Origin of the sequence: Polaromonas sp. AET17H-212 (assembly GCF_002379085.1) — a bacterium.
GTDB lineage: Bacteria > Pseudomonadota > Gammaproteobacteria > Burkholderiales > Burkholderiaceae_C > Polaromonas.
Genome location: NZ_NBZW01000034.1, coordinates 1 through 19,163, shown reverse-complemented (window position 1 = coordinate 19,163; position 19,163 = coordinate 1). Strand labels below are relative to the sequence as shown.

The 19,163-nt window shown below is 64.5% G+C and carries 22 protein-coding genes; 10 read left to right on the top strand and 12 right to left on the bottom strand.

From position 1 onward, the window contains the following. Positions 1-23: 23 nt before the first annotated feature. The 3 genes from B7G53_RS19680 to B7G53_RS19670 all read left to right on the top strand — a co-directional run bounded on the left by B7G53_RS19680 (position 24) and on the right by B7G53_RS19670 (position 1,408). On the top strand, positions 24-323 hold the full coding sequence (locus B7G53_RS19680; RefSeq protein WP_096670881.1) for a nucleotidyltransferase family protein: 300 nt from the start codon (positions 24-26) through the stop codon (positions 321-323). Then, entirely contained in the window at positions 320-670 is a 351-nt protein-coding gene (locus B7G53_RS19675) for a HepT-like ribonuclease domain-containing protein (RefSeq protein ID WP_096670879.1), read from the top strand. The genes B7G53_RS19680 and B7G53_RS19675 overlap by 4 nt, the downstream gene beginning before the upstream one ends. Before the next feature lie 126 nt (positions 671-796). Next, positions 797-1,408: a 3'-5' exonuclease gene (locus tag B7G53_RS19670; protein ID WP_096670877.1), complete on the top strand. Its 612-nt coding sequence runs from the start codon at positions 797-799 to the stop codon at positions 1,406-1,408. A 132-nt stretch (positions 1,409-1,540) separates the two neighbouring features. Here the strand turns inward: B7G53_RS19670 and B7G53_RS19665 are convergent, their stop codons facing one another. The 3 genes from B7G53_RS19665 to B7G53_RS19655 all read right to left on the bottom strand — a co-directional run bounded on the left by B7G53_RS19665 (position 1,541) and on the right by B7G53_RS19655 (position 5,162). Further along, positions 1,541-2,494, bottom strand: a complete 954-nt coding sequence (locus B7G53_RS19665; protein WP_096670875.1) for an MSCRAMM family protein — start codon at positions 2,492-2,494, stop codon at positions 1,541-1,543. Positions 2,495-2,592: 98 nt separating this feature from the next. After that, positions 2,593-4,032: a trypsin-like serine peptidase gene (locus tag B7G53_RS19660; protein WP_176491422.1), complete on the bottom strand. Its 1,440-nt coding sequence runs from the start codon at positions 4,030-4,032 to the stop codon at positions 2,593-2,595. 341 nt (positions 4,033-4,373) lie between these two features. Beyond that, positions 4,374-5,162, bottom strand: coding sequence for a helix-turn-helix transcriptional regulator (locus B7G53_RS19655; RefSeq protein ID WP_096670871.1), 789 nt, complete (start codon positions 5,160-5,162; stop codon positions 4,374-4,376). Positions 5,163-5,428: 266 nt separating this feature from the next. Between B7G53_RS19655 and B7G53_RS19650 the strand changes: the two genes are divergently transcribed. Both B7G53_RS19650 and B7G53_RS19645 read left to right on the top strand, forming a co-directional pair. After that, a complete protein-coding gene (locus B7G53_RS19650) occupies positions 5,429-6,538 on the top strand; it encodes a 3-deoxy-7-phosphoheptulonate synthase (RefSeq protein ID WP_096670869.1) in 1,110 nt (369 codons plus the stop codon). Positions 6,539-6,631: 93 nt separating this feature from the next. Then, complete coding sequence (locus B7G53_RS19645; RefSeq protein WP_096670867.1) at positions 6,632-7,465, top strand: DUF3883 domain-containing protein; 834 nt, start codon at positions 6,632-6,634, stop codon at positions 7,463-7,465. A 233-nt stretch (positions 7,466-7,698) separates the two neighbouring features. On the opposite strand, the gene B7G53_RS19640 is transcribed toward B7G53_RS19645, so the two are convergent. Further along, a complete protein-coding gene (locus tag B7G53_RS19640) occupies positions 7,699-8,337 on the bottom strand; it encodes a hypothetical protein (RefSeq protein ID WP_141396405.1) in 639 nt (212 codons plus the stop codon). 116 nt (positions 8,338-8,453) lie between these two features. Between B7G53_RS19640 and B7G53_RS19635 the strand changes: the two genes are divergently transcribed. Beyond that, a complete protein-coding gene (locus tag B7G53_RS19635; protein WP_096670863.1) occupies positions 8,454-8,867 on the top strand; it encodes a VOC family protein in 414 nt (137 codons plus the stop codon). Between the two features lie 148 nt (positions 8,868-9,015). Here the strand turns inward: B7G53_RS19635 and B7G53_RS19630 are convergent, their stop codons facing one another. Then, positions 9,016-9,411, bottom strand: a complete 396-nt coding sequence (locus tag B7G53_RS19630) for a response regulator (RefSeq protein WP_096670861.1) — start codon at positions 9,409-9,411, stop codon at positions 9,016-9,018. Positions 9,412-9,706: 295 nt separating this feature from the next. On the opposite strand from B7G53_RS19630, the gene B7G53_RS19625 reads away from it, so the two are divergent. From B7G53_RS19625 to B7G53_RS19615, 3 genes are all read left to right on the top strand, one after another. Continuing rightward, positions 9,707-9,910 carry a hypothetical protein gene (locus tag B7G53_RS19625; RefSeq protein ID WP_096670859.1) on the top strand — a complete coding sequence of 68 codons (204 nt, stop codon included), beginning with the start codon at positions 9,707-9,709 and terminating at the stop codon, positions 9,908-9,910. Between the two features lie 173 nt (positions 9,911-10,083). Next, entirely contained in the window at positions 10,084-10,662 is a 579-nt protein-coding gene (locus B7G53_RS19620; protein ID WP_096670911.1) for an NnrU family protein, read from the top strand. Positions 10,663-10,899: 237 nt separating this feature from the next. Continuing rightward, the gene (locus B7G53_RS19615) at positions 10,900-11,520 is read left to right on the top strand and encodes a hypothetical protein (protein ID WP_096670857.1); all 621 of its coding nucleotides are present in this window, start codon (positions 10,900-10,902) and stop codon (positions 11,518-11,520) included. Positions 11,521-11,646: 126 nt separating this feature from the next. On the opposite strand, the gene B7G53_RS19610 is transcribed toward B7G53_RS19615, so the two are convergent. The 4 genes from B7G53_RS19610 to minC all read right to left on the bottom strand — a co-directional run bounded on the left by B7G53_RS19610 (position 11,647) and on the right by minC (position 15,452). Further along, on the bottom strand, positions 11,647-13,353 hold the full coding sequence (locus B7G53_RS19610) for an ABC1 kinase family protein (protein WP_096670855.1): 1,707 nt from the start codon (positions 13,351-13,353) through the stop codon (positions 11,647-11,649). Between the two features lie 200 nt (positions 13,354-13,553). Then, a complete protein-coding gene (gene minE / locus B7G53_RS19605) occupies positions 13,554-13,817 on the bottom strand; it encodes a cell division topological specificity factor MinE (protein ID WP_096670853.1) in 264 nt (87 codons plus the stop codon). A 6-nt stretch (positions 13,818-13,823) separates the two neighbouring features. Next, positions 13,824-14,639: a septum site-determining protein MinD gene (gene minD, locus B7G53_RS19600; protein WP_096670851.1), complete on the bottom strand. Its 816-nt coding sequence runs from the start codon at positions 14,637-14,639 to the stop codon at positions 13,824-13,826. Between the two features lie 45 nt (positions 14,640-14,684). Then, positions 14,685-15,452, bottom strand: a complete 768-nt coding sequence (minC, locus tag B7G53_RS19595) for a septum site-determining protein MinC (protein WP_096670849.1) — start codon at positions 15,450-15,452, stop codon at positions 14,685-14,687. 255 nt (positions 15,453-15,707) lie between these two features. On the opposite strand from minC, the gene B7G53_RS19590 reads away from it, so the two are divergent. Next, on the top strand, positions 15,708-16,055 hold the full coding sequence (locus tag B7G53_RS19590) for a hypothetical protein (protein WP_096670847.1): 348 nt from the start codon (positions 15,708-15,710) through the stop codon (positions 16,053-16,055). Positions 16,056-16,089: 34 nt separating this feature from the next. Here the strand turns inward: B7G53_RS19590 and B7G53_RS19585 are convergent, their stop codons facing one another. From B7G53_RS19585 to clsB, 3 genes are all read right to left on the bottom strand, one after another. Next, on the bottom strand, positions 16,090-17,070 hold the full coding sequence (locus B7G53_RS19585) for a TIGR03915 family putative DNA repair protein (RefSeq protein WP_255250098.1): 981 nt from the start codon (positions 17,068-17,070) through the stop codon (positions 16,090-16,092). A 345-nt stretch (positions 17,071-17,415) separates the two neighbouring features. Then, positions 17,416-18,438: a lysylphosphatidylglycerol synthase domain-containing protein gene (locus tag B7G53_RS19580; protein WP_096670845.1), complete on the bottom strand. Its 1,023-nt coding sequence runs from the start codon at positions 18,436-18,438 to the stop codon at positions 17,416-17,418. After that, positions 18,435-19,163 (bottom strand): cardiolipin synthase ClsB (gene clsB, locus B7G53_RS19575; protein WP_141396403.1); only part of this gene is annotated, 729 nt, incomplete at its 5' end. The genes B7G53_RS19580 and clsB, both read right to left, overlap by 4 nt.

The window sequence follows — 19,163 nt, the reverse complement described above, 5'->3', positions numbered from 1 at the left end:
GTGTTCAGCGCATAATTTGCAGCATGAACATTGCACCGGCCCAACGCTCACAGATCGCCGAGATCTGCAGGCGTTATCACGTCCGCAAGATGAGCATGTTTGGGTCAGCAGCCATGGGGCAGGAGCGTCCTGAGAGCGATGTGGATTTGCTGGTGGAGTTTATTCCGGGAGAGGCCCCCAGCGGCTTTGCCCTGGTTGACATGCAGGACGAGTTGTCTGCTGCGTTCGACGGACGAAAAATTGACCTGGCGTTTCCCTCCATTCTCCGCAATGCCTACCGGCGCATGGCCATTGAGCCGCAATTGCGACCCGTTTTTGAATGACGATTGATCGCACGCCGGCACATCTGGCCGATATGCTGCAGTTTGTGCAGGAGATCCGCGGATTGCTTGCAGATCAGACGCTCGAAAGGTTCCTGGCGAACCGGGTGCTTTGTCTGGCGACGGAAAAACTGTTTATCAATCTCGGTGAAGCTGCCAGCCGCATAGACGTGGCGCAGTGTGGGCAGATGCCCAATGTGCCATGGCGGCAGGTGATCGGCTTGCGCAACATACTGGCGCACGGCTATGAGCAGGTTGAACATGAAACCCTGTTCAACACCGTCACACGGGATCTCCCTCAGCTTGAGAACGCATTGAGCCAGGAGTTGCTGAGGTATCAGCTGCGTTGAGATCCCTGCCATGAACCGGAAGCTTGATAGCTGGTATGTGGTGTACCCGGGGCTGCATCGCTACAAGCCGGCCGACGGCATCGAGGCCGTGCCGCTCTGGGCCATGCTGCCGGCGGAGCCTGCCGCATGAGCTGCATCGCCGTCATCGACTTTGAAACCACCGGCCTGTCGCCCGCCATGGGTGACCGCGCCACCGAGGTGGCCATCGTGCTGGTTGAAAACGGCTGCGTGGTCGACCGCTTCCAGAGCCTGATGAACGCCGGCGTGCACATTCCCGCCTTCATCACCAGCCTGACCGGCATCAGCAACGCCATGGTGGCCGCGGCGCCCGAGGCCGCCAGCGTGATGCGCGAGGCCAGCCGCTTTGTCGGCAACGCGCCCATGGTGGCGCACAACGCGGCGTTTGACCGCAAGTTCTGGCAGGCCGAGCTGGCGCGTGCCGGGGCGGCGGCGGCGCAGCCCTTTGCCTGCACCCTGCTGGTCGCGCGCCGGCTGTACCCTCAGGCTCCCAGCCACAAGCTGGGCGTGCTGGTGGACTACCACCACCTGCCGCGCGCCGGCCGTGCGCACCGGGCGCTGGCGGACGCGGAAATGGCGGCGTCGCTGCTGGGGCAGATCCAGCATGACCTGCGCACCCGCTACCGCGTGGGCCAGCCCGACCATGCCTTGCTGATGACCCTGCAGCGCTGCGCGAAACCTGCCGTTGCTGCGCTGATGGCGAAATACGCCAGTGTCTGAGTGCCTCGATACGCTATGAAATAGATAGCTGTTTGAGTCCGATTTCATTGGGCCACAGCCCGAAAACACCTTGCGCAGGCGGCGATGCGCCGTCACTCCCGCACCGACGTAAAAAGCCGAAGATCTCGGTGGTCATGTCGCCTGGTCATTGTTGTCATCGTGGCCAGTGAGCTTGATGACCGCATCGGCGATGCTGCCCGGTCGCACGCTTACCTGCACCAGCCCGGCCTCGCCACCCGGCCCGATGGCACGCAGCAACCACGAACCCGCCGGTAAATCGTCAAGCGCGAAGCTGCCGTTGCGATCCGTCGTGGGCGCGATATCTGGCGCCGGGCCGGCTCCGCGCAAGATGGTCACCGTTGCGTTGGCAACCGGCCTGCCGTCGTCGGCATAAACCACGCGCCCGATCAGGCGACCAATCATGGTGCGTCCCTCCGTGTCGAAGACGGGTTCGAACGGCCGCGACGGTCGCTCGGTGGCCGGCAGTCCGTCCACCGCTATCGTCACCTTGCTCAATGAGTTCGCCACTACGCGCACGGTTGCAATGCCGGTTGCCCCCGCATCCGTGCGCGCGCGAAGCAGCCAGTCGCCGACCGGCACTTCGTCAAGCTCAAACCAGCCCGCGCTACTCGCAACAAACACATGATCGGGCACCGGGCCGGGTCCGCTGACGACGATGACCGTGGCATACCCGATAGGCGCGCCGCTGGCCGTGTCAATCACCCGCCCGCGCACATGGCCGCGTTGCACCGGTCGCGGGCCGAAACTCGATACCGGTCGGTTCGACAGGTCAGGTCGCGCAGGGCTGACAACCTCCAGCGTCGTCTCGCTCAGCGCATTGTCGAACACGCTGACGGTGGCCTCGGGCGGGCTGTAGCCGCCGGCGCCTTGTGTTTTCAAATGCCACTCTCCCGCCGCCAGGTTCTCGAACCTGAACCAGCCCGCGCTGTCGGTCAGCGCAGACATCGAGGGCAGCAACGACCGACCGGTCTTCGAGGCACCGCCCTTACCGCAGACTACCGTCGCTCCCGCCACCGGCTCACCGGTGCCCGCCAGCACCACATTACCGTAAACGCTTCCAGACATATAGCCTCCCACGCTGCCAGATAGCGCCGTGCCGCCGCAAAGCGCGGGACACGGCGCGAAGCTTTCCCTGACGTTCGATCAGCTCAAGCAAGCAACTGTCAGAGCTTGCTCCATGCCAGCAGCCGGTCGTACACCGGACGGGTAATGCGCGTGGCGGTGTTGCCGGTCGACGAGCCGTAGTTGTGGATACCCACCACGTAGCGCTGACCGTTTCTCTTGATGTAGACCGGCGCTCCGCTTTGGCCGCCCATGGTTGCGGTGTTGTAAAGCAGGGTTTTGGCGGTCACACCCTTGAGCGCTCGCGCTGCACCCCACATCTCGTACGGCGGCTTGTCGCCTGGAAACCCTGCAATCACTGCCGGCTGCGCGAGAAGTACGGGCGCCTCGAATGCCGCGAAGCCAAAGCTGCCCAGATTCCTGCCGTTGAACGCACCGGCAGGCAGCACGATGCAGCCGTAGTCGCTCTCGGGCTTGTTGCTGTTCACCCAGCCACCGACCGAACGGAACGCCATCGATTCGACCTGGCCGAATGGCCGCGCCGTGCCATTGCACCCCGGAATGACTTCGACCTTGCGAGCCCAGCCACCCTGGTTGCGCAGGTAGACGCAGTGCCCGGCGGTGACCACTGCACGCGGGCCGACCAGGAAGCCGGTTCCGCGGAACGAGGATCCGCTTGGGAACTGGATGCGAAGGGCGCACAGCCGCCGCCACGGTATCAGCGTGGTCTGCGTGATTTGCACACGGTCGTCGCGATCAACAATCGCTTCAATCGCGGCAACCGCCTCAGTGACGAATGACTCGTCGACCTCCATGCCACTTTCTTTTCCGCCTTTCGCCGGCGCCTGCTGGGCCGACTGGATCAACTTGGCGATGAGTGCAAGCAGGTTGCTGGCGCCGCCCAGGCCGGGCGCTCCTTTCAACAGTCCGGCAGCCGCTCCGGAAAGCCCACTGCCCAGGCCCGCTCCGCCGATCGCGCTGGCGGCGCCTTGTATCAGGTTGCCAGCGGGCAAGCGTTTGATGACACGCTGCGCCTTGGGCGAGAGCCTGCCGACCACCGTCCTGGCAACCATGGGCCCTATCGTCGAGACCAGTGTCGGCACCAGCGCTGCGAGGACAGGCAGGAACTCCTGCTGCGCCAGCTCGCCGCCTTCGGCCCCCTGGCCGGCCTCTGGCAGCAGCACCGACTCTTCGCTTTCCTGGGAGGATTCGCGCTCTTCAAAACCTTCCATGCCGCGCAGATCCGACACGGCACTTTCCTGGCTGGCTGCGGCCTCGGCCATCTGCTCGGCGCTGGCCTCCATGAACTCCTCGCCCGATTCCGCGGCTTCGGCGCTGGCCACTTCTTCATGCGCGCCGGCTTGTGACGACTCGCCGGCTCCCATTGGTGCGTCGCCAGTGACCTCGCCAACGGCAAACTGGCTTTCCGCCGGCGCTCTGGCGCTGGTCCGGATTGCTGATTGCCCGACAGGCGCGAAGCTCGACGGGATCTGTGACGAACTGCCAAGGTCGGAGGTGTCATCTGCGACGCTGCGGCCCATGGTTTGCGATGGGGCGAAGCCCACGTCGCCTTCATTGAAATTTGCCATTTTCCGTACTCCTGATGTTGCTGCGGGCACAAGCCCGTTTTTGGTTGGTTAACGTTGGGCGGCGAGGCATCAACCCGTCGCCGTGCCCCGAGTCAGGTTAAAAAAACAAATGCATGACTTCGTCAATGCATCGATGTTTGAAACCGCCTACTCCTACCCCCTACCCTGCGCCAACTGAGAAAGAATCGCGCAGCGCGGTGCTGACAAGACCTCCTTGCTTTTGCCGCACTCTGGCTACGCGACGCTCACTGAAATGCTAGCGCCGCCCAGCAGAGCCGGTTAGGACGATCCTGCTAACCGTTAAGACAATCCTGCTGACCCCACGGCGCGTCGTGGGGCGTGTGGTACTTGCTCGGGCACACCCCCACCTGGCGCTTGAAGGCCCAGGTGAAATACGAGAGGTCGTTGAAGCCGACCGAGTAGGCCACTTCCTTGGCGAGTGCGTCCGGGAAGCCGAGGCGCTCGCAGGCGCGTTCAATTCGGTAGTGCAGCAGATACTGGGCAAAACTCGCGCCTTGCTCTTGCCTGAAAACGCGGCAGAACTGCGAGGGGCTCAGACGGCACAGGGCGGCGACCTTTTCCAGCGCGATCTTGTGATGAAACTGAGCCGCAACATGCGTGATCGCAGGAAGCGTGCGGTCCTGGCGTTTCTGCGCAGGGGAAGGCAGAGTGTGCTGCTTGTGCGCCAATTGCGCCAGTGCCGAAACGTGCTGGCGCAGCGCTTCGACGGGAACCGGCTTGACCAGCAGGTCCCAAACCCGCATGTGCAAGGCCCACCTTGCCACGGCCTCGGAAAGGCGGCCAGTGATGATGAGAACGGGCAGGTCTGGATGCTCGTGACGGGTGCGGGCCAAGGCGTTGATGCCCGGCAGCTCGGGCTCGTCAAACTCGAAACAAACAAACTGCGGAGCGTAAACCTCGATGGCGCCGGGAATCTGCGCCGGCTCTCTGACGCGCTGCAGGTCCATGGCAAACGTGCCTTCGAGCCGCTCGACCAGCGCTGTTCGCGCGTCCCGCGTCAGGTCCACCCAAAGAAAACTGGGGCTGCGGGACGCCGTCGCGGGAGCGCATGAATCGGGCATGGCTGTGGTGCTTCTCGATCAGCGCCTGTGGGCGCGTATCAGCAGGGCGCCCATCTTAAGTATGATTTTGGGGCCCGCACGTTGCAAGTTGTCACTCAGGTTTCAGCCCGTTCTTCGCGGTGAAACGCCCGCCATGAATGTGAACAATGCGCCCAACCTGTTGCGCCTTGCACGGCGCTGTGTGCTTTGCAATACCGCCAGCGCTGCCCGAATCAGGATGCGACAGGTGTCTAATCGGGCGAACACTCTTACACAGGTTTCTCACCATGCCCCATCGCATTGCCACGCCGTCCGCCGTAAAAATTTCCACCCACGACACCACCCGCATTGACGACACCCGCATCAGCGCGGTGCGCCCGCTGATCACGCCGGCCCTGCTGCAGGAGTGGCTGCCGGTGCCTGAAGCCAGCTTGAGCCTGGTGGAACGCAGCCGCGCCGCCATCTCGCGCGTGCTGCATGGTGCCGACGACCGCCTGATTGTCGTGGTCGGGCCCTGCTCCATCCACGACCATGACCAGGCCATGGACTATGCGCGCCAACTCAAGCTGCAGGCCGATGCCCTGGCCGACGACCTGCTCGTGGTGATGCGGGTGTACTTCGAGAAACCGCGCACCACCGTGGGCTGGAAAGGCTACATCAACGACCCGCACATGGACGGCAGCTTCGCCATCAACGAAGGGCTGGAAATGGCGCGGTGCCTGCTGCTCGACGTGCTGGCCCTGGGCCTGCCGGTGGGCACCGAGTTTCTGGACCTGCTGAGCCCGCAGTTCATCAGCGACCTGGTGAGCTGGGGCGCCATTGGCGCACGCACCACCGAGAGCCCCAGCCACCGCCAGCTGGCCTCTGGCTTGAGCTGCCCGGTCGGCTTCAAGAACGGCACCGACGGCGGCATCAAGGTCGCCACCGACGCCATCCAGGCAGCGCAGGCGCAACACGCCTTCATGGGCATGACCAAGATGGGCCAGGCCGCGATTTTCGAAACCCGCGGCAACAACGACTGCCACGTGATCCTGCGCGGCGGCAAGCAACCCAACTATTCAAAAGCCGATGTGGACGCTGCCTGCGCGCTGCTCCAAAGCGCCGGCCTGCGCGAGCAGGTGATGATCGACGTGTCGCATGCCAACAGCAGCAAGCAGCACCAGCGCCAGATCACGGTGGCCGCCGAGGTGGCCCAGCAGATCGCGGCCGGCGACCAGCGCATCACCGGCCTCATGATCGAGAGCCACCTGCATGAAGGCCGGCAGGACATCGTGCCCGGCATGCCGCTGCGGCCCGGCGTGTCGGTCACCGATGCCTGCATCAGCATGGCGCAGACGGTGCCGGTGCTGGAGGGGTTGGCGCGGGCGGTCAGGGAACGGCGCAAGGCCAAAGATTAAGTGGACCCGAACGCATGTGTGGCTGTTCGACTTAAAACTGGCTGGACAGACCCCTAAGATGAGGGTGTCGTCAAACCCTTGTCTGGAATCCCTATGGATTGGTCCCGCTTAGAAGTAGAGGCAATCGTTGCTGATTACCTGCAAATGCTAACGCTGGAATTAGCGGGGCAAACTTACAACAAGACGGTTCATCGCCGGAAATTGCAGGAGAAGCTGCAAGACCGATCCGATGCCTCCATTGAGTTCAAGCACGGCAATGTCAGCGCAGCCATGATTGATCTCGGCTTTCCTTACATTCGAGGATACAAACCGCGATCAAACTATCAAGCACTTTTAGCGATGGTTGCTGCTGAGCAAGTTCGTGGGAAGACGACGCTGGACAGCGTTGCACTTGCGGCTGTGCAGCAACCCGCTTCGGTGCCCGCTCTTACTGACTTCAGCAAAGTGAAATCAGATGCGCCTCAGAAAAAAAACCGTACGGCTGAGCCATTAAATCATCTGCTTTTCAGAGCAACTAAACGCGACTACCTCGAACGCGAAGCCCAGAATCAATCATTGGGCTTGGCAGGAGAGGAGTTCATTGTTCAGTTCGAACATTGGCGACTGACGCAACTTGGGCTGCCCCGCCTCGCGGACAAGGTTGATCACATTTCCCAATCGAAAGGAGATGGGCTGGGCTACGACGTTCTTTCGTTTGAGCCCGACGGCAAAGAGCGATTCATTGAAGTTAAGACCACGACATTTGGTCGTGACACGCCATTTTTTGTTTCGCGCGGCGAGTTGGCTTTGTCGCACGGCGCGAAAGACCAATTTCATCTCTATAGGCTTTTTGAATTCAGGAAGGCGCCTCGTCTTTTTGATCTCAAAGGCACACTCGATCAGCATTGCGTTTTGGATCCCGTGACTTACCGGGCTAGCTTCGGTTGATCTTCTGTTGTGTGAAGAGTGTTCGTTCGGCGCGCTGTTAAAAGTCCTCGCAGGGTCCGTATGTGGCGCGCAAGGCCTAAAGACGTTAATGAGTCCGGACGATTTTTAATGCGGATTCCAATGGAGCCCAATCGTGAGGCTTCTCGGTTAGCAGTTAGCGTATTTGAATCTGATCGCTTTGTGACCCAGGGCGTTTACCTGGGGTCGCGTCCTTTGTAGTCGGCCGGATAGCGCTATCGACACGGAATGCGCACCTGCCGGTCGCGCGCCTTTTTCCGATCCTCACGTATCCAGTCTTGCATTTGTCCGCTTTGCGGCTGCCGCGCCATTGCGTCGAGGTATTTGATGCGCTCCTCCAGCGCGTTGCATTCAGCCTTCATCGCCGCTTGGTCAACGCCTGGATCGCTTTGTGCGAGGACCGATGGTGACTGGGCCGGTTCTTCCGTTTTTGTGGCTGCCGGCACGCGTACTGCGACCATGAGGTTGTGATTTTCTTTGGTAACAATCTGAGTTGTTTTCGCCCCGTCGGCACAGCTTGCGTCTCCGTAGCTGGTCTTACCGTTGACGCTGCACTTGGTAACGGTGCGCCTGCTTCCCGTCGCTTCGGTTGCGCTTGAGTAAGGTGATGTTTGCGGAAATGATGGAGCGGCCGGTTCAGCGGAACGCGACACCGGCGCTGGTGTCGGTGCGGGCGGTGTACTGACTAGCTTGGCTGCATGCTGGTTTAACTTCCAGTCTGCGGCTTTGTAGAGGAGGAAGAGCACGACCACGAAGATGAGGGCCTTGCTTAGCGTGCCAAATCGTTCGGGCGGGGGACTGAAAGGGCGCTGGCGTCCCTCCTCGTGCATGTAGTCGCGGTCCATCAAGCCCATCATGACCTCCCTTGCTTTTTGTGTTTATTGTTTAACGATACCGCAAGGCATTTTCTTCCACCAAAGGCCGCCGTCTTGCTAAACTTTTCGCCCCATCTCAATTTCGAGGAGCCATCATGTCCGATCCCTCCGATCTCCCTCCCAGCGTTATCTCCCACATCTCCATAGGCACCAACGACTACCCACGCGCCCGGGCGTTTTACGACGCGGTGCTGGGCACGCTGCAGATCAAGCAGGTGATGGAGCACGGCAAGTCGGTGGCTTATGGCCGGGCCTTTCCGGAGTTCTGGGTGGGGCGGCCGCTCGATGGCGGGCGGGTCGCGCCAAGCAATGGCACGCACATCAGCTTTCTGGCCAACTCGCCGGCGGAGGTGGATGCCTTTCATGCGCAGGCGTTGGCGTTGGGGGCAACCAGTGACGGGCCGCCCGGCTTGCGGCCGCACTACACGCCGACGTATTACGCGGCTTTTGTGCGCGACCTGGACGGCCACAAGATCGAGGCCATGTGTTTTGCCGAGGCTGCGGGCTGAGGCTGGCCGGTTGCTGGCTTGGGCAAGCGCAGGCCGAACGGGGCCGAAGTCTCTTGCGGATTACATGCCAAATCGGGCCCCAGCCCTTGATTCACCTGCGGTTGTTGCTATTAAATAAGTAGCATTCCGGCGCCGCGGTGCGGTCAGCTCACCAGCGTGTTTCGCCGGCTACCCGTTCCACCTCGTTGATCGCGTAGCTGGTGAACTCGTCGATCTCGGTGGCTTTGTCGAACACGGCGTCGGCGCCTGCCGCCAGGCAGCGCTGGCGCATGGCCGGGGTGGCGTAGCCGGTCAGCACGACGATTTTCTGCCGCAGGTCGCGGTTGCCGCAGCTTTTGACCACATTCAGGCCGTTGCCCTGCAGCAAAAACAGGTCGACCACGGCCAGGTCCCAGGCGGTGGGGTGGTCGGCCAGCCATTGGCGGGCCTCGTCTTCGCTGCTGGCCCCGCCCACCACGCGGGCGCCGACCAGTTCTTCCAGGGACTCGGCCAGGTTGGCGCGGATGACGGGGCTGTCTTCGACCAGAAAGATTCTCAGGCGCATCAGGGATCCGGTTGAAACACAGCCTGCGCAACAGGTTGTGGGTTGGGAGAAGTCTGGGCGTAGTCTACACAAGGCCATGCCGGGAGAAGCGCCATCCATGTACCGCTGTGTAACGCTGGCTGCACGTGCCGGCATGTCGCGCACGTCACACGGCCTTGTCTGACATACAACAATGACGCCTGGCAAAAAAATGCTAACTTCTCCGGAGGGGCGAGTCGGGCAGCGTTGGCGCCGATGCTTGGCCCTTTCTCATCCGTTTTGATCCGTTTTCACCCTTTATCCCGAGGAGTGCACCATGCCCAGCAGCAAACAGAACCCGCATGACAAACAGACCGGCCACACCGGCAAGGTGGAGAACGACACCAACAAGATGGGCGAGCAGGACCCCACCCAGCTGAACCAGGGCAAGCGCACGCCAGACAGTCGCAGCGACCGCGAGGCGCATGTGGGCGGAGGCAACCAGACGCAGGCGCGGCGCGGGAAAACCACCGGGCACTGAACCGGCCGGTTCGGGGGCTGGGGTGGGCATCAAATCGGCCTCCAGCCCTTTAACTGCTTGCGCTATTCGCTATGGATTTAATAGCTTTGTGACGCCAGCCAATCCAAGCCGAACAGCGTAGCGGCGCGCGCCGCGGGCGCTCATAATCGCTTCCATACTTCAAGGAGATGGCGGTGGCGATACTGATTCTGGGCCTGGTGCTTTTTCTGGGCGTGCATTCCATACGCATCGTGGCCGACGGCTGGCGCACAGCGACGATAGGCCGCATCGGTGAGCTGCCCTGGAAGGCCGTGTATGCGCTGCTATCCATCGTCGGTTTTGTGCTGATCGTGTGGGGCTTTGGCCTGGCGCGGCAGCAGCCGGTGCAGCTGTGGCTGCCGCCACGAGGCATGCGGCACCTGGCCTCGCTGCTGACGCTGATCGCGTTCATCCTGCTGGCGGCCGCTTATGTGCCGCGCAACGCGATCAAGGCACGGCTGCATCACCCCATGGTGCTGGGGGTCAAGGTATGGGCGCTGGCCCACTTGCTGGCCAATGGCAATGTGGCGCATGTGGTGCTGTTTGGCGCCTTCCTGGTGTGGGCGGTGCTGAGCTTTCGGGCAGCGCGGGCCCGCGACCGGGCGGCGCACACCGTCTACCCGGCGGGCACCCCGGCCGGCACGGCGATCACGGTGGTGGTGGGCGCGGCGGCTTGGGCGGTGTTTGCGTTCTGGGCACACGGCCTGCTGATCGGCATCCGGCCCGTCGGCTGATGGGGGCCGGCAGGGCCGATGCCGGGCGGTATGCGGGTATTGGATGGTGACATCCGCTACATCTGGCCGGCAGGGCCGTTCCGCATGGTGAAGATGGCCTGCTATGTAAGCGGTCACTTGCGCCGTAGCGGCCCGTATAGTGGTGGCGACGCATCACCTTACAAAGCCAACGAAGCCGACACTCAGTGAACATTCTGGCGTTGGAAGATGAACCCTTCTTCAACAGCAGGAGCTTCAATGATCCGTTTCAACAAATTTCAATCTGACCTTTCCCCAGCGCTGACAGCCGTGGCCCGGCCACGGGCTTTGCGGGCCCTTCCTTCGCTGATGGTGCTGACCACGGCCATGATCTGGGGTGTTTCGGCGCAGGCTGGCGGTCTGGTGAATCTGGACGGTGCTGTGCGCGGCGCCACTGGCGTGACCGTGGCCGCCGGCCCGGCGCTGGGTGCTGGCGTGGGTGTGGGTGCAGGCATTGGCGCGAACACGGCCGTGCAGCCCGGTGGCGGTACCGCCAATGCCGGTGTGGGCCTGGATGCCGGCGTGCGCGCAGGTGCCAATGGCAACGCGACGGCGGAAGAGCACAAGGCGCCCGCTGCAGCGGCGAACAGCACCACCGATGGCGCAGGCAAGGTGCTGGGCGGGGTGCGCAATACGGCAGAGGCCGCAGGTGATGCCGCAACGTCCAGCGGCAAGCGTGTGGCGCAGGCCGGCAAGGCGGAAGTGAAGGAAGTGAAAAGTGACGTCGGCACGGCCAAGGCAGCCGGTGGCCAGGTCAAGGCCAAGGCCAAAGCCAAGGCCAAAGTGAAGGCGGATGCCGAGGCCGGCGCTACCGTTCAGGGTGAGGCCCCGGCCCGTTGATGCCTTCATTCCGCAAGGCGTGGATGCGTTGACGCCTTGAGGGCCTCCGACGGGCTTTGAGGGCTCTTGCGGGGCCTTCAAACCCAAGCAGCATTTGCCGAGAGGCGGATGCTGCTTTTTTTGGACTCAGTCCGCGTCGTCGTTGTCGCGCCCGCGGCTGCTGCGCCAGATGGCGCGCACCAGCCACAGGCCGCCCAGCGCGGCGCCGGTGAAGCCGAGAAAACCGAACAGCGGCAGGCCCATCAGTGTGGGGCCGCCTTTCACTGTCATGACAATGGACGCGCCGATGATGAGCGCAGCAATGATCAGCGCCATGGCCAGGCGGTTGGCGGCGCGGTCCACCTGGTCGCCCACGCGTTTGAGGTGGGCCAGCTCGATGCCGACGCTCAGGTGGCCGCGGCGTGCGTTGCGCAGCAGGCGCGAGACGTCGTGCGGCAGCTGTTCGGCCATGGCCAGGGCGCGTCTCAGGGTTTTCCAGGCGCGGCCGGCCAGCACTTCGGGCTGGTAGCGGGCGCGCAGCACCTGGCGCAGCATGGGCGCGGCCTCGGTGGCCATGTGAAAGCCCGGGTCCAGCCCGCGGCCCATGCCCTCGAGCGAGATGAAGGCCTTGATCAGCAGCGCCAGATCGGGCGGCAGGCCCAGGTGGTGCTCGCGCAGCAAGGTGGTGACGTCGGCCAGCATCTGGCCCAGGCTGAGTTCGGCCAGCGGCGTGCCGTGGTACTGGTCGACAAAGGCCTCGATCTCGGTTTCGAGCTGCCCGAGGTTGGTGCCGTGGCTGTCGCCGGTCCAGTCCATCAGCACGTCGGCCACGGCCTGGGCCTGCCGCTCGACCAGGCCCAGCAGCAGCTGCAGCAGTTCTTCGCGCCGGCGCTCGGACAGGCGCCCGACCATGCCGAAGTCGATGAAGGCGATGCCGTTGCCGGGCAGGTAAAACACGTTGCCGGGGTGCGGGTCGGCGTGGAAGAAACCGTCTTCCACAATCATCTTGAGCACGGCGCGCGCGCCGCGCTGGGCCAGCAGGGTGCGGTCGAAGCCGGCCTCGGGGGTGAGCTGGTCGAGCCGGTCGCCGGGGATGCCGCCCACGAAGTCCTGCACGTTCACGCGTTCGCCGGTGTACGCCCAGTGCACGCGCGGAATGACGATCCACGGCAGCGGCGCCATGTTGGCGGCAATGCGTTCGGCGTGGCGGCACTCGCCGGCCAGGTTCAGTTCGCGGCGCAGGGATTTGACCAGCTCACGCACCAGCTGCTGCGGGTGGTAGGGTTTGAGGGCGGGCATTTCCGCTTCCACCAGCGCGGCCAGGCGGGCGAGCAGGCGCAGGTCGGCCTCGATCACCGCGGTGATGCCGGGGCGGCGTATCTTGACGACGACTTCGGTGCCGTCCTTGAGTTGCGCGCGGTGCACCTGGGCAATCGACGCGGCGGCCAGCGGCTCGGTGTCGAAGCGGGCAAACACCTCTTCGGGCTCGCCGCCCAGGTCTTCGCGCAGCTGCGGCCGCAGCAGTTCAAAGGGCACGGCGAGCACGTGGTTGTGGAGTTTTTCAAACTCGGCGATCCACTCGGGGCCAAACAGGTCGGCGCGGCCGGCCAGGATCTGCCCGAGCTTGACAAAGGCCGGGCCCAGTTCTTCCAGGGCCAGGCGCACCTGCACAGGTGGCTCGATGCGGGCCAGGTCGGCGGCATGTTCCCACTTGAGGGCGTGGCCGGCGCGCTCGAGCCGGTCGGTCAGGCCGAGGCGGCGCACGCTGTCGCCGAAGCCGTGGCGGATCAGCACACCGGCGATGTCATTGAGGCGCCCCATGTCGCGCGCCGCGCCCAGAGTCTCTAGCAGCATGGCGCGATGATAGCCCCGCGCCGGGGCAGGGCGGCCGGCGGGCTCAGGGCGCCACGGCGCGGCCTTGATCCTCTTGACGATTTCCTCGCTGGCCAGGCGTGGTATCTCCAGATGGCCGCCCGGGACCTCGAGGTATTGGTGGATGCCAGCGGTTACCCGCCGGCGTCGGCCAGCGTTTTGCGCGCGACATCGCCGGCAGCCTACTTGCCGTCGGGCAGCTCGATCTTGACTTCGAGCACGTCGAGGTTGTCCTGGCGCTCCAGGTTGACCTTGATGTCGTCGGGATTGATGTTGATGTATTTGGAGATCACCGCGATCAAATCACGCTGCAGCGCCGGCAGGTAGTCGGGCTCGTGGCTGTGGCGGCCCGAGCGTTCGTGCGCCAGGATGATCTGCAGCCGCTCTTTGGCGACGCTGGCGGTTTTTTTCTTTTCGCCGAGCAGGAAGGAGAGGAAGGAGGCCATGACGGGTTACTTCCCTCCAAACACGCGTTTGAAGAAGCCGACCTTGGGCGCGTCGATGAAGCGCAGCGGCTTGTCTTCGCCCAGGAAGCGGGCAATCATGTCCTTGTAGGCTTCGGACACGTCGCTGCCTTCCATGTGCACGGCGGGCACGCCCTGGTTGGAGGCCTGCAGCACCGCCTCGGATTCGGGGATCACGCCGATCAGCTTGATGCGCAGGATGTCCTTGATGTCTTCCAGCGAGAGCATCTGGCCCTGGTCCACGCGGCTGGGGTTGTAACGCGTGATCAGCAGGTGCTCCTTGATCGGATCACCGCCTGCCATGCCGCGCTTGGTCTTGGACGACAACATGCCGAGGATGCGGTCGGAGTCGCGCACCGAAGACACCTCGGGGTTGGTGACCACCAGCGCTTCGTCGGCAAAATGCATGGCCATCAGCGCACCGGTCTCGATGCCGGCGGGCGAGTCGCAGACGATGTATTCAAAGTCCATGTCGGCCAGGTCGTTCAGCACCTTCTCGACGCCTTCCTTGCTCAGCGCTTCCTTGTCGCGCGTCTGCGAGGCGGCCAGCACGTAGAGGTTGTCGCACTGCTTGTCCTTGATCAGGGCCTGGTGCAGGTTGGCTTCGCCCTGGATGACGTTGATCAGGTCATAGACCACGCGGCGCTCGCAACCCATGATCAGGTCGAGGTTGCGCAGGCCGACGTCGAAGTCGATGACGGCTGTTTTGTGCCCGCGCAGGGCCAGGCCGGTTGCAAAGCTGGCGCTGGTGGTGGTTTTGCCCACGCCGCCCTTGCCGGAGGTGACCACAATGATTTTTGCCATGCGTAAAAGTCCTTTAGAAAACGTGGGGGTGTGACGCCGTGGGCATCACGCCTTGATCAGATCCATGACGAGTTTGTCGCCCTCGGGGCCGGGCACCAGGCGCACCTGCGTGGGCTGGCCCCACACGCCTTCGGGCAGCGGGTTTTCGCTGGTGCGGTAGATGCCGGCAATCGACAGCAGTTCGGGCTCCAGGCTGAGCGCAAAAATGCGCGCCTCGGTGTTGCCGCGCGCGCCGGCCATGGCCTTGCCGCGCAGCGGTGCGTAGACATGGATGTGGCCGTCGGCAATGACTTCGGCGCCGGCGTTGACCATGGCCAGCACGACCAGGTCGCGCCCGCGGGCATACACCTGCTGGCCGGAACGCAGCGGCTTGTCGATCACCAGGGCGCCGGGGGCCGGCGCGGCGTGTGCCTCCGCCACCGGTGCCGCAGGCTTGCTGCGCGCGGCGGGCGCCGGGGCGGCGGCAGGCGCGCTGACCACGCGTGCGTCGGGGGCGGCGACCAGCCCGGCCGCCAGGGCCGCAGCCAGTTGCGCCGGATTGCCGCCGCGGACCGCCAGGGGGGCGACGCGGTAGGGGCGTAGCAGCGCGATCAGCGCCGCAAAGTCAACCGTGGCCGCATCAAGAGGCAGCTGCGAGAGGTCGATGACCAGCGGGTCGTTGTCGAAAAAATCCGGGATATCGCCGAAGCGCAGCGCCATCTCGCGCGCCAGGGCGCTGAGGTCGGAGGACTTGAGGAGCAGCGCCACCAGGGGCAGGTTGGCGCTTTTGATTTCGAAGGTGGCGGGGGTGCTGGCCGGGATGGCAACGGTCATGGGGGATAGGCGTCGCGTCGTCGCGGAAAGGAGAGAAAAAACAGTCGATTCAGACGGGTCTGAAAGGGAGGGATCTTAACAGCGGCCCAGGGCGCGCCTGCGTGCAGTTGTGTGGGAATGAAACCTCCTGCAACAGTTGCTGCATGTGCTTGCGCTGTGTCATGGCGAAGCCGCCGCCGCAGTCTTAAACTGGTTTGGTAGCGGGTGCCCGTGCTGCACCCGCCCCCTCGTCCGGCGTATGGAGAAGGAGCCCCCATGAACAAGCTGCTTGTGACCCCTTCGGTGTGGTTGGCGCTGTGGCTGGCCGGCGGCGCAGCGCTCGCGCAGGTGGCTCCCCCGGCAGACCCGCCTGCGCCCGGCCCGCGCATCAACCGCAATCCGGAATTTCGCCGGAACCTGCCGCCAGCGCCGCCCGTGGCGTCGGACCCGCGCGACTCGACCACTCGGCCGGTGCAGCCGGCCGAACAGCCTCCGGTCGATGGTCGCAGCGTGGTGATGCCGCTGCCCGGGCCGCAGGTGCCTGCCTCTGCACCGGCGCTGCCGGCCTCCGGTGCGCCGGGGCGCTGCCCGGATTCTGGAAACAAATCGGCCTGCAGCCCATAGTTTGCTTGCGGTGTCAGCTATCAAATAAATAGCGCTAAATAAGCAAGGGCTGCAAGGCGTCCGGCGAGCAGGCCAGTTCGTCGAGTGACCGCTGCGCCGGCGCGCCCTGCGGTTGCGCGGGGACGGCCAGCGCGGCCCGGGGCTGCGCCGCGCGTCGGGCCATGCGTGTTGCGGGCTGCGCGCTCAGGTGGTGGTTGCGCTGGTGCGCGGGCGAGACCAGCGGGTGGAGCCGTCCGGTTTCCGGGGCTTGGCGCCGGGACCGGCGCGGCATGGCCCTTTGCAGGCCCCGACCCATCGGGCGCATCGGCTCGAAGGTGCGCTCGTAGCAGCCGAGCCAGCTTTTTTCACTGGCGTCGGGCAGGGGCGCGTCTGCCTTCTTGAGGCCCGGACCGAAATGCAGGCGGGCGCCGTCCCACTGCGCGCTGCGCTCGGGGGTGAGGATGGCCCAGCGCATCTGCGCGAAACGCCGCGCAAAAAATGCGGCCATGGCGGGGGCGGTATGGTGCGCGGGCTCGACCCAGGCCACATGCAGCGGGCCGCCTTGGGGGTGGTTGCGAAAGCTCTCGTCCTGCACGCTGTGAAAACGCACAAAGGCTTTCATGTTGTGCATCTCGTCGCGCACTGCCTGCGCCATGTGCTGGAGTTCGACCAGGTCGGCGTCGAGCGGATCGTGGCGCAGGCCGGGCTCATGCACCAGGCGCCACAGCAGGCGGTACAGCAGGCCAAAGCGCCGGGGGTCGGCATGCAGGATGGCGCTCTCGCACAGCGCCACAAATTCGGGCGGCACCTGGACCGCAGGGGCATCGCCGGCGGCAACGGGGTTGTCCGGCAGCGTGGCCAGCGGGTCCTGCGCCTCCGTGCTGTGCCAGCTGACTTGCGCAGGCAGGATGTGTTGGGCCAGCAGGCCGCGTGCGGCACGCCGGAAACCCTCGAGGTCGCCGGGGCCCTGCAGCGTGACGCTCAGCAGCGCCTGCGGAAAAAGGTCGTTGGTCAGGGGGTCACTCATCATGCCCATGCCGTGCTCCTTGTGTGGCGGGGGTGCCACCTTGTTCCGATGGTGCGCGTGGGGAAGGGCCTGGCGCTGTAGTCCGGGAGGCTGATTGCACGGCAGGCTGGGGCGCGGCCGGTGCGCTGAAAAACGGAAGTGCGGCCGCTGCGGCCCGGGAAGGGGCCGCCGTGGCAGGTTTGGTGGATGATGGCGCTGCATTCACTGTATTAATATACAGTGAATTGAGTGTTTTTGCCAGAGCTGGGCGGACCGGACCGCTGCCATGTCCTGTCCTTCAGGGCAAAAAATGGCGGCAACAGTGGCTAAACAGCGGCAATGCCGGGCAAATGCCCTGGAGGCTGTCGACAGGCCCTAACGGGAGGTTTCAGCCGTGGCCTCTGCCGGGGTTGCCCTTGGCGCCAGTTTTTTGGCCCGCACCTCCATGACCAGGTAAATCACCGTGGCAAGCACCAGGGGCACCAGGTAATAGATGACGCGGTAGGCCACCAGGGCGGCCAGCAGTTCGTGGGTGGGCATGGCATGCGAGAGCAGGGCCACAAACACCGCTTCCAGCACGCCCAGGCCGGCCGGCACGTGGGCGATGACGCCCGCCACGGCGGCCACCAGCAACACGCCGGCTACCGCCGCAAAGGCGATTTTCTGCTGCAGCAGCAGAAACACCAGGCTGCTCATGATCAGCCAGTTCGTCGCCCCCATCGCCACCTGCAACAGTGCCATCCTGCCGGAAGGAAGTTCCAGCCGGTGGCCGCGCAGGGTGACGCTGCGCTGGGGCGACAGGGCGCACAGCAGCAGGTAGGCCGCGGCGGTTGCCAGCAGCGCAAATCCCAGGACCTGCAGGCCGCCGCTGCCCATCTTCCAGCCGGGCGGCAAGGCGGGCGTGGCAAAGGTGAAGAGCAGGCCGCCGAGGAACAGGTAACCGGTCCAGTTGGTCAGCATGCTGAGCGACAGGATTCGGGTGATGGTCCCGGTGTCCAGCCTCAGCCGCGAGTAAAGCCGGTAACGGAAGGCCACGCCGCCCACCAGCGAGCCGAGGTTGAGGTTGAACACATAACTGATGAAGGTCACCAGCATCACCGTCGGGGTGCGCAGGGTGTGGCCGGTGTAATGCCGTCCCACCAGGTCAAAGCAGCTGTACAGGCCCAGGCTCAGGACGGCCAGTGCCACCGCGCCCAGCAGCAGCGCCGGCGGGTAGGCGCGCAGCGCGGCAAACACCTCCTGCCAGTCGATGGCGCGGCCCTGCTCGACCAGCAGCCAGGCCACCAGGGCAAAAAACACCAGGGTTGCGACCCGTTTGAGCCAGGGCCACCAGACCTTGCCGGTGATGCCGGCCTTCTTCGGCCGGCGCAGGGCCGGCAAGGCGGGCGCAGTGTTCATGAGACCCGGCCCTCGTTGACATGGCTGATTTTCACGTCCACGTCCGTCTGGCCCAGCAGTTTTTCGGCCAGGGTCAGGCGCGGCGTGTGGGCCGGCAGCCAGCCAAACCAGGCCGGGTAGCGCCGCAGCAAATGGAACACCAGAAAACTGCGCAGGCTGACCCAGAGGCCGGTTTCGGCCACGTCCTGGGCGTGGATCTGCGTGCAGCTGTTGTGCATCAGCTGCTCCAGGTGCTCGCCCAGATGCTGGTTGAAGGCGCGGTCCTTGATGATGACATTGGCCTCCAGGTTCAGCGACAGGCTCAGCGGGTCGAGGTTGCTGGAGCCGACGGTGGACCATTCGTCGTCGGTCAGCGCGACCTTGCCGTGCAGCGGGCGGTCGTGGTATTCGTAGATCTTGACGCCGGCGGCCAGCAGGTGGTGGTACAGCAGCCCCGCGGCGATCTTGACAATCGGCATGTCGGGTTCGCCCTGCAGGATGAGGCGCACGTCCACGCCGCGCCGCGCCGCCTTGCGCAGCTGTCTGAGCAGGCGGTAGCCCGGGAAGAAATAGGCATTGGCGATGATGATGCGGCGGCGCGCGCCGCGGATGGCGATGCGGTAGTGGCGCTCGATGTCGCTTTGGTGTTCGACGTTGTCGCGTGTCACGAAGAGGGCATCGGAAGGGCCCACGGCCGGCAGCGGGGCGCTGGCGGCCGTGGGCCCTTCCGATGCCCTCTTCGTGAC

Excerpts from the sequence above, each read along its gene's own strand:
- B7G53_RS19680 (WP_096670881.1), top strand. The coding sequence starts at position 24 with ATGAACATTGCACCGGCCCAACGCTCACAGATCGCCGAGATCTGCAGG.
- B7G53_RS19675 (WP_096670879.1), top strand. The coding sequence starts at position 320 with ATGACGATTGATCGCACGCCGGCACATCTGGCCGATATGCTGCAGTTT.
- B7G53_RS19670 (WP_096670877.1), top strand. The coding sequence starts at position 797 with ATGAGCTGCATCGCCGTCATCGACTTTGAAACCACCGGCCTGTCGCCC.
- B7G53_RS19665 (WP_096670875.1), bottom strand. The coding sequence starts at position 2,494 with ATGTCTGGAAGCGTTTACGGTAATGTGGTGCTGGCGGGCACCGGTGAG.
- B7G53_RS19660 (WP_176491422.1), bottom strand. The coding sequence starts at position 4,032 with ATGGGCCGCAGCGTCGCAGATGACACCTCCGACCTTGGCAGTTCGTCA.
- B7G53_RS19655 (WP_096670871.1), bottom strand. The coding sequence starts at position 5,162 with ATGCCCGATTCATGCGCTCCCGCGACGGCGTCCCGCAGCCCCAGTTTT.
- B7G53_RS19650 (WP_096670869.1), top strand. The coding sequence starts at position 5,429 with ATGCCCCATCGCATTGCCACGCCGTCCGCCGTAAAAATTTCCACCCAC.
- B7G53_RS19645 (WP_096670867.1), top strand. The coding sequence starts at position 6,632 with ATGGATTGGTCCCGCTTAGAAGTAGAGGCAATCGTTGCTGATTACCTG.
- B7G53_RS19640 (WP_141396405.1), bottom strand. The coding sequence starts at position 8,337 with ATGGGCTTGATGGACCGCGACTACATGCACGAGGAGGGACGCCAGCGC.
- B7G53_RS19635 (WP_096670863.1), top strand. The coding sequence starts at position 8,454 with ATGTCCGATCCCTCCGATCTCCCTCCCAGCGTTATCTCCCACATCTCC.
- B7G53_RS19630 (WP_096670861.1), bottom strand. The coding sequence starts at position 9,411 with ATGCGCCTGAGAATCTTTCTGGTCGAAGACAGCCCCGTCATCCGCGCC.
- B7G53_RS19625 (WP_096670859.1), top strand. The coding sequence starts at position 9,707 with ATGCCCAGCAGCAAACAGAACCCGCATGACAAACAGACCGGCCACACC.
- B7G53_RS19615 (WP_096670857.1), top strand. The coding sequence starts at position 10,900 with ATGATCCGTTTCAACAAATTTCAATCTGACCTTTCCCCAGCGCTGACA.
- B7G53_RS19610 (WP_096670855.1), bottom strand. The coding sequence starts at position 13,353 with ATGCTGCTAGAGACTCTGGGCGCGGCGCGCGACATGGGGCGCCTCAAT.
- minE (WP_096670853.1), bottom strand. The coding sequence starts at position 13,817 with ATGGCCTCCTTCCTCTCCTTCCTGCTCGGCGAAAAGAAAAAAACCGCC.
- minD (WP_096670851.1), bottom strand. The coding sequence starts at position 14,639 with ATGGCAAAAATCATTGTGGTCACCTCCGGCAAGGGCGGCGTGGGCAAA.
- minC (WP_096670849.1), bottom strand. The coding sequence starts at position 15,452 with ATGACCGTTGCCATCCCGGCCAGCACCCCCGCCACCTTCGAAATCAAA.
- B7G53_RS19590 (WP_096670847.1), top strand. The coding sequence starts at position 15,708 with ATGAACAAGCTGCTTGTGACCCCTTCGGTGTGGTTGGCGCTGTGGCTG.
- B7G53_RS19585 (WP_255250098.1), bottom strand. The coding sequence starts at position 17,070 with ATGGGCATGATGAGTGACCCCCTGACCAACGACCTTTTTCCGCAGGCG.
- B7G53_RS19580 (WP_096670845.1), bottom strand. The coding sequence starts at position 18,438 with ATGAACACTGCGCCCGCCTTGCCGGCCCTGCGCCGGCCGAAGAAGGCC.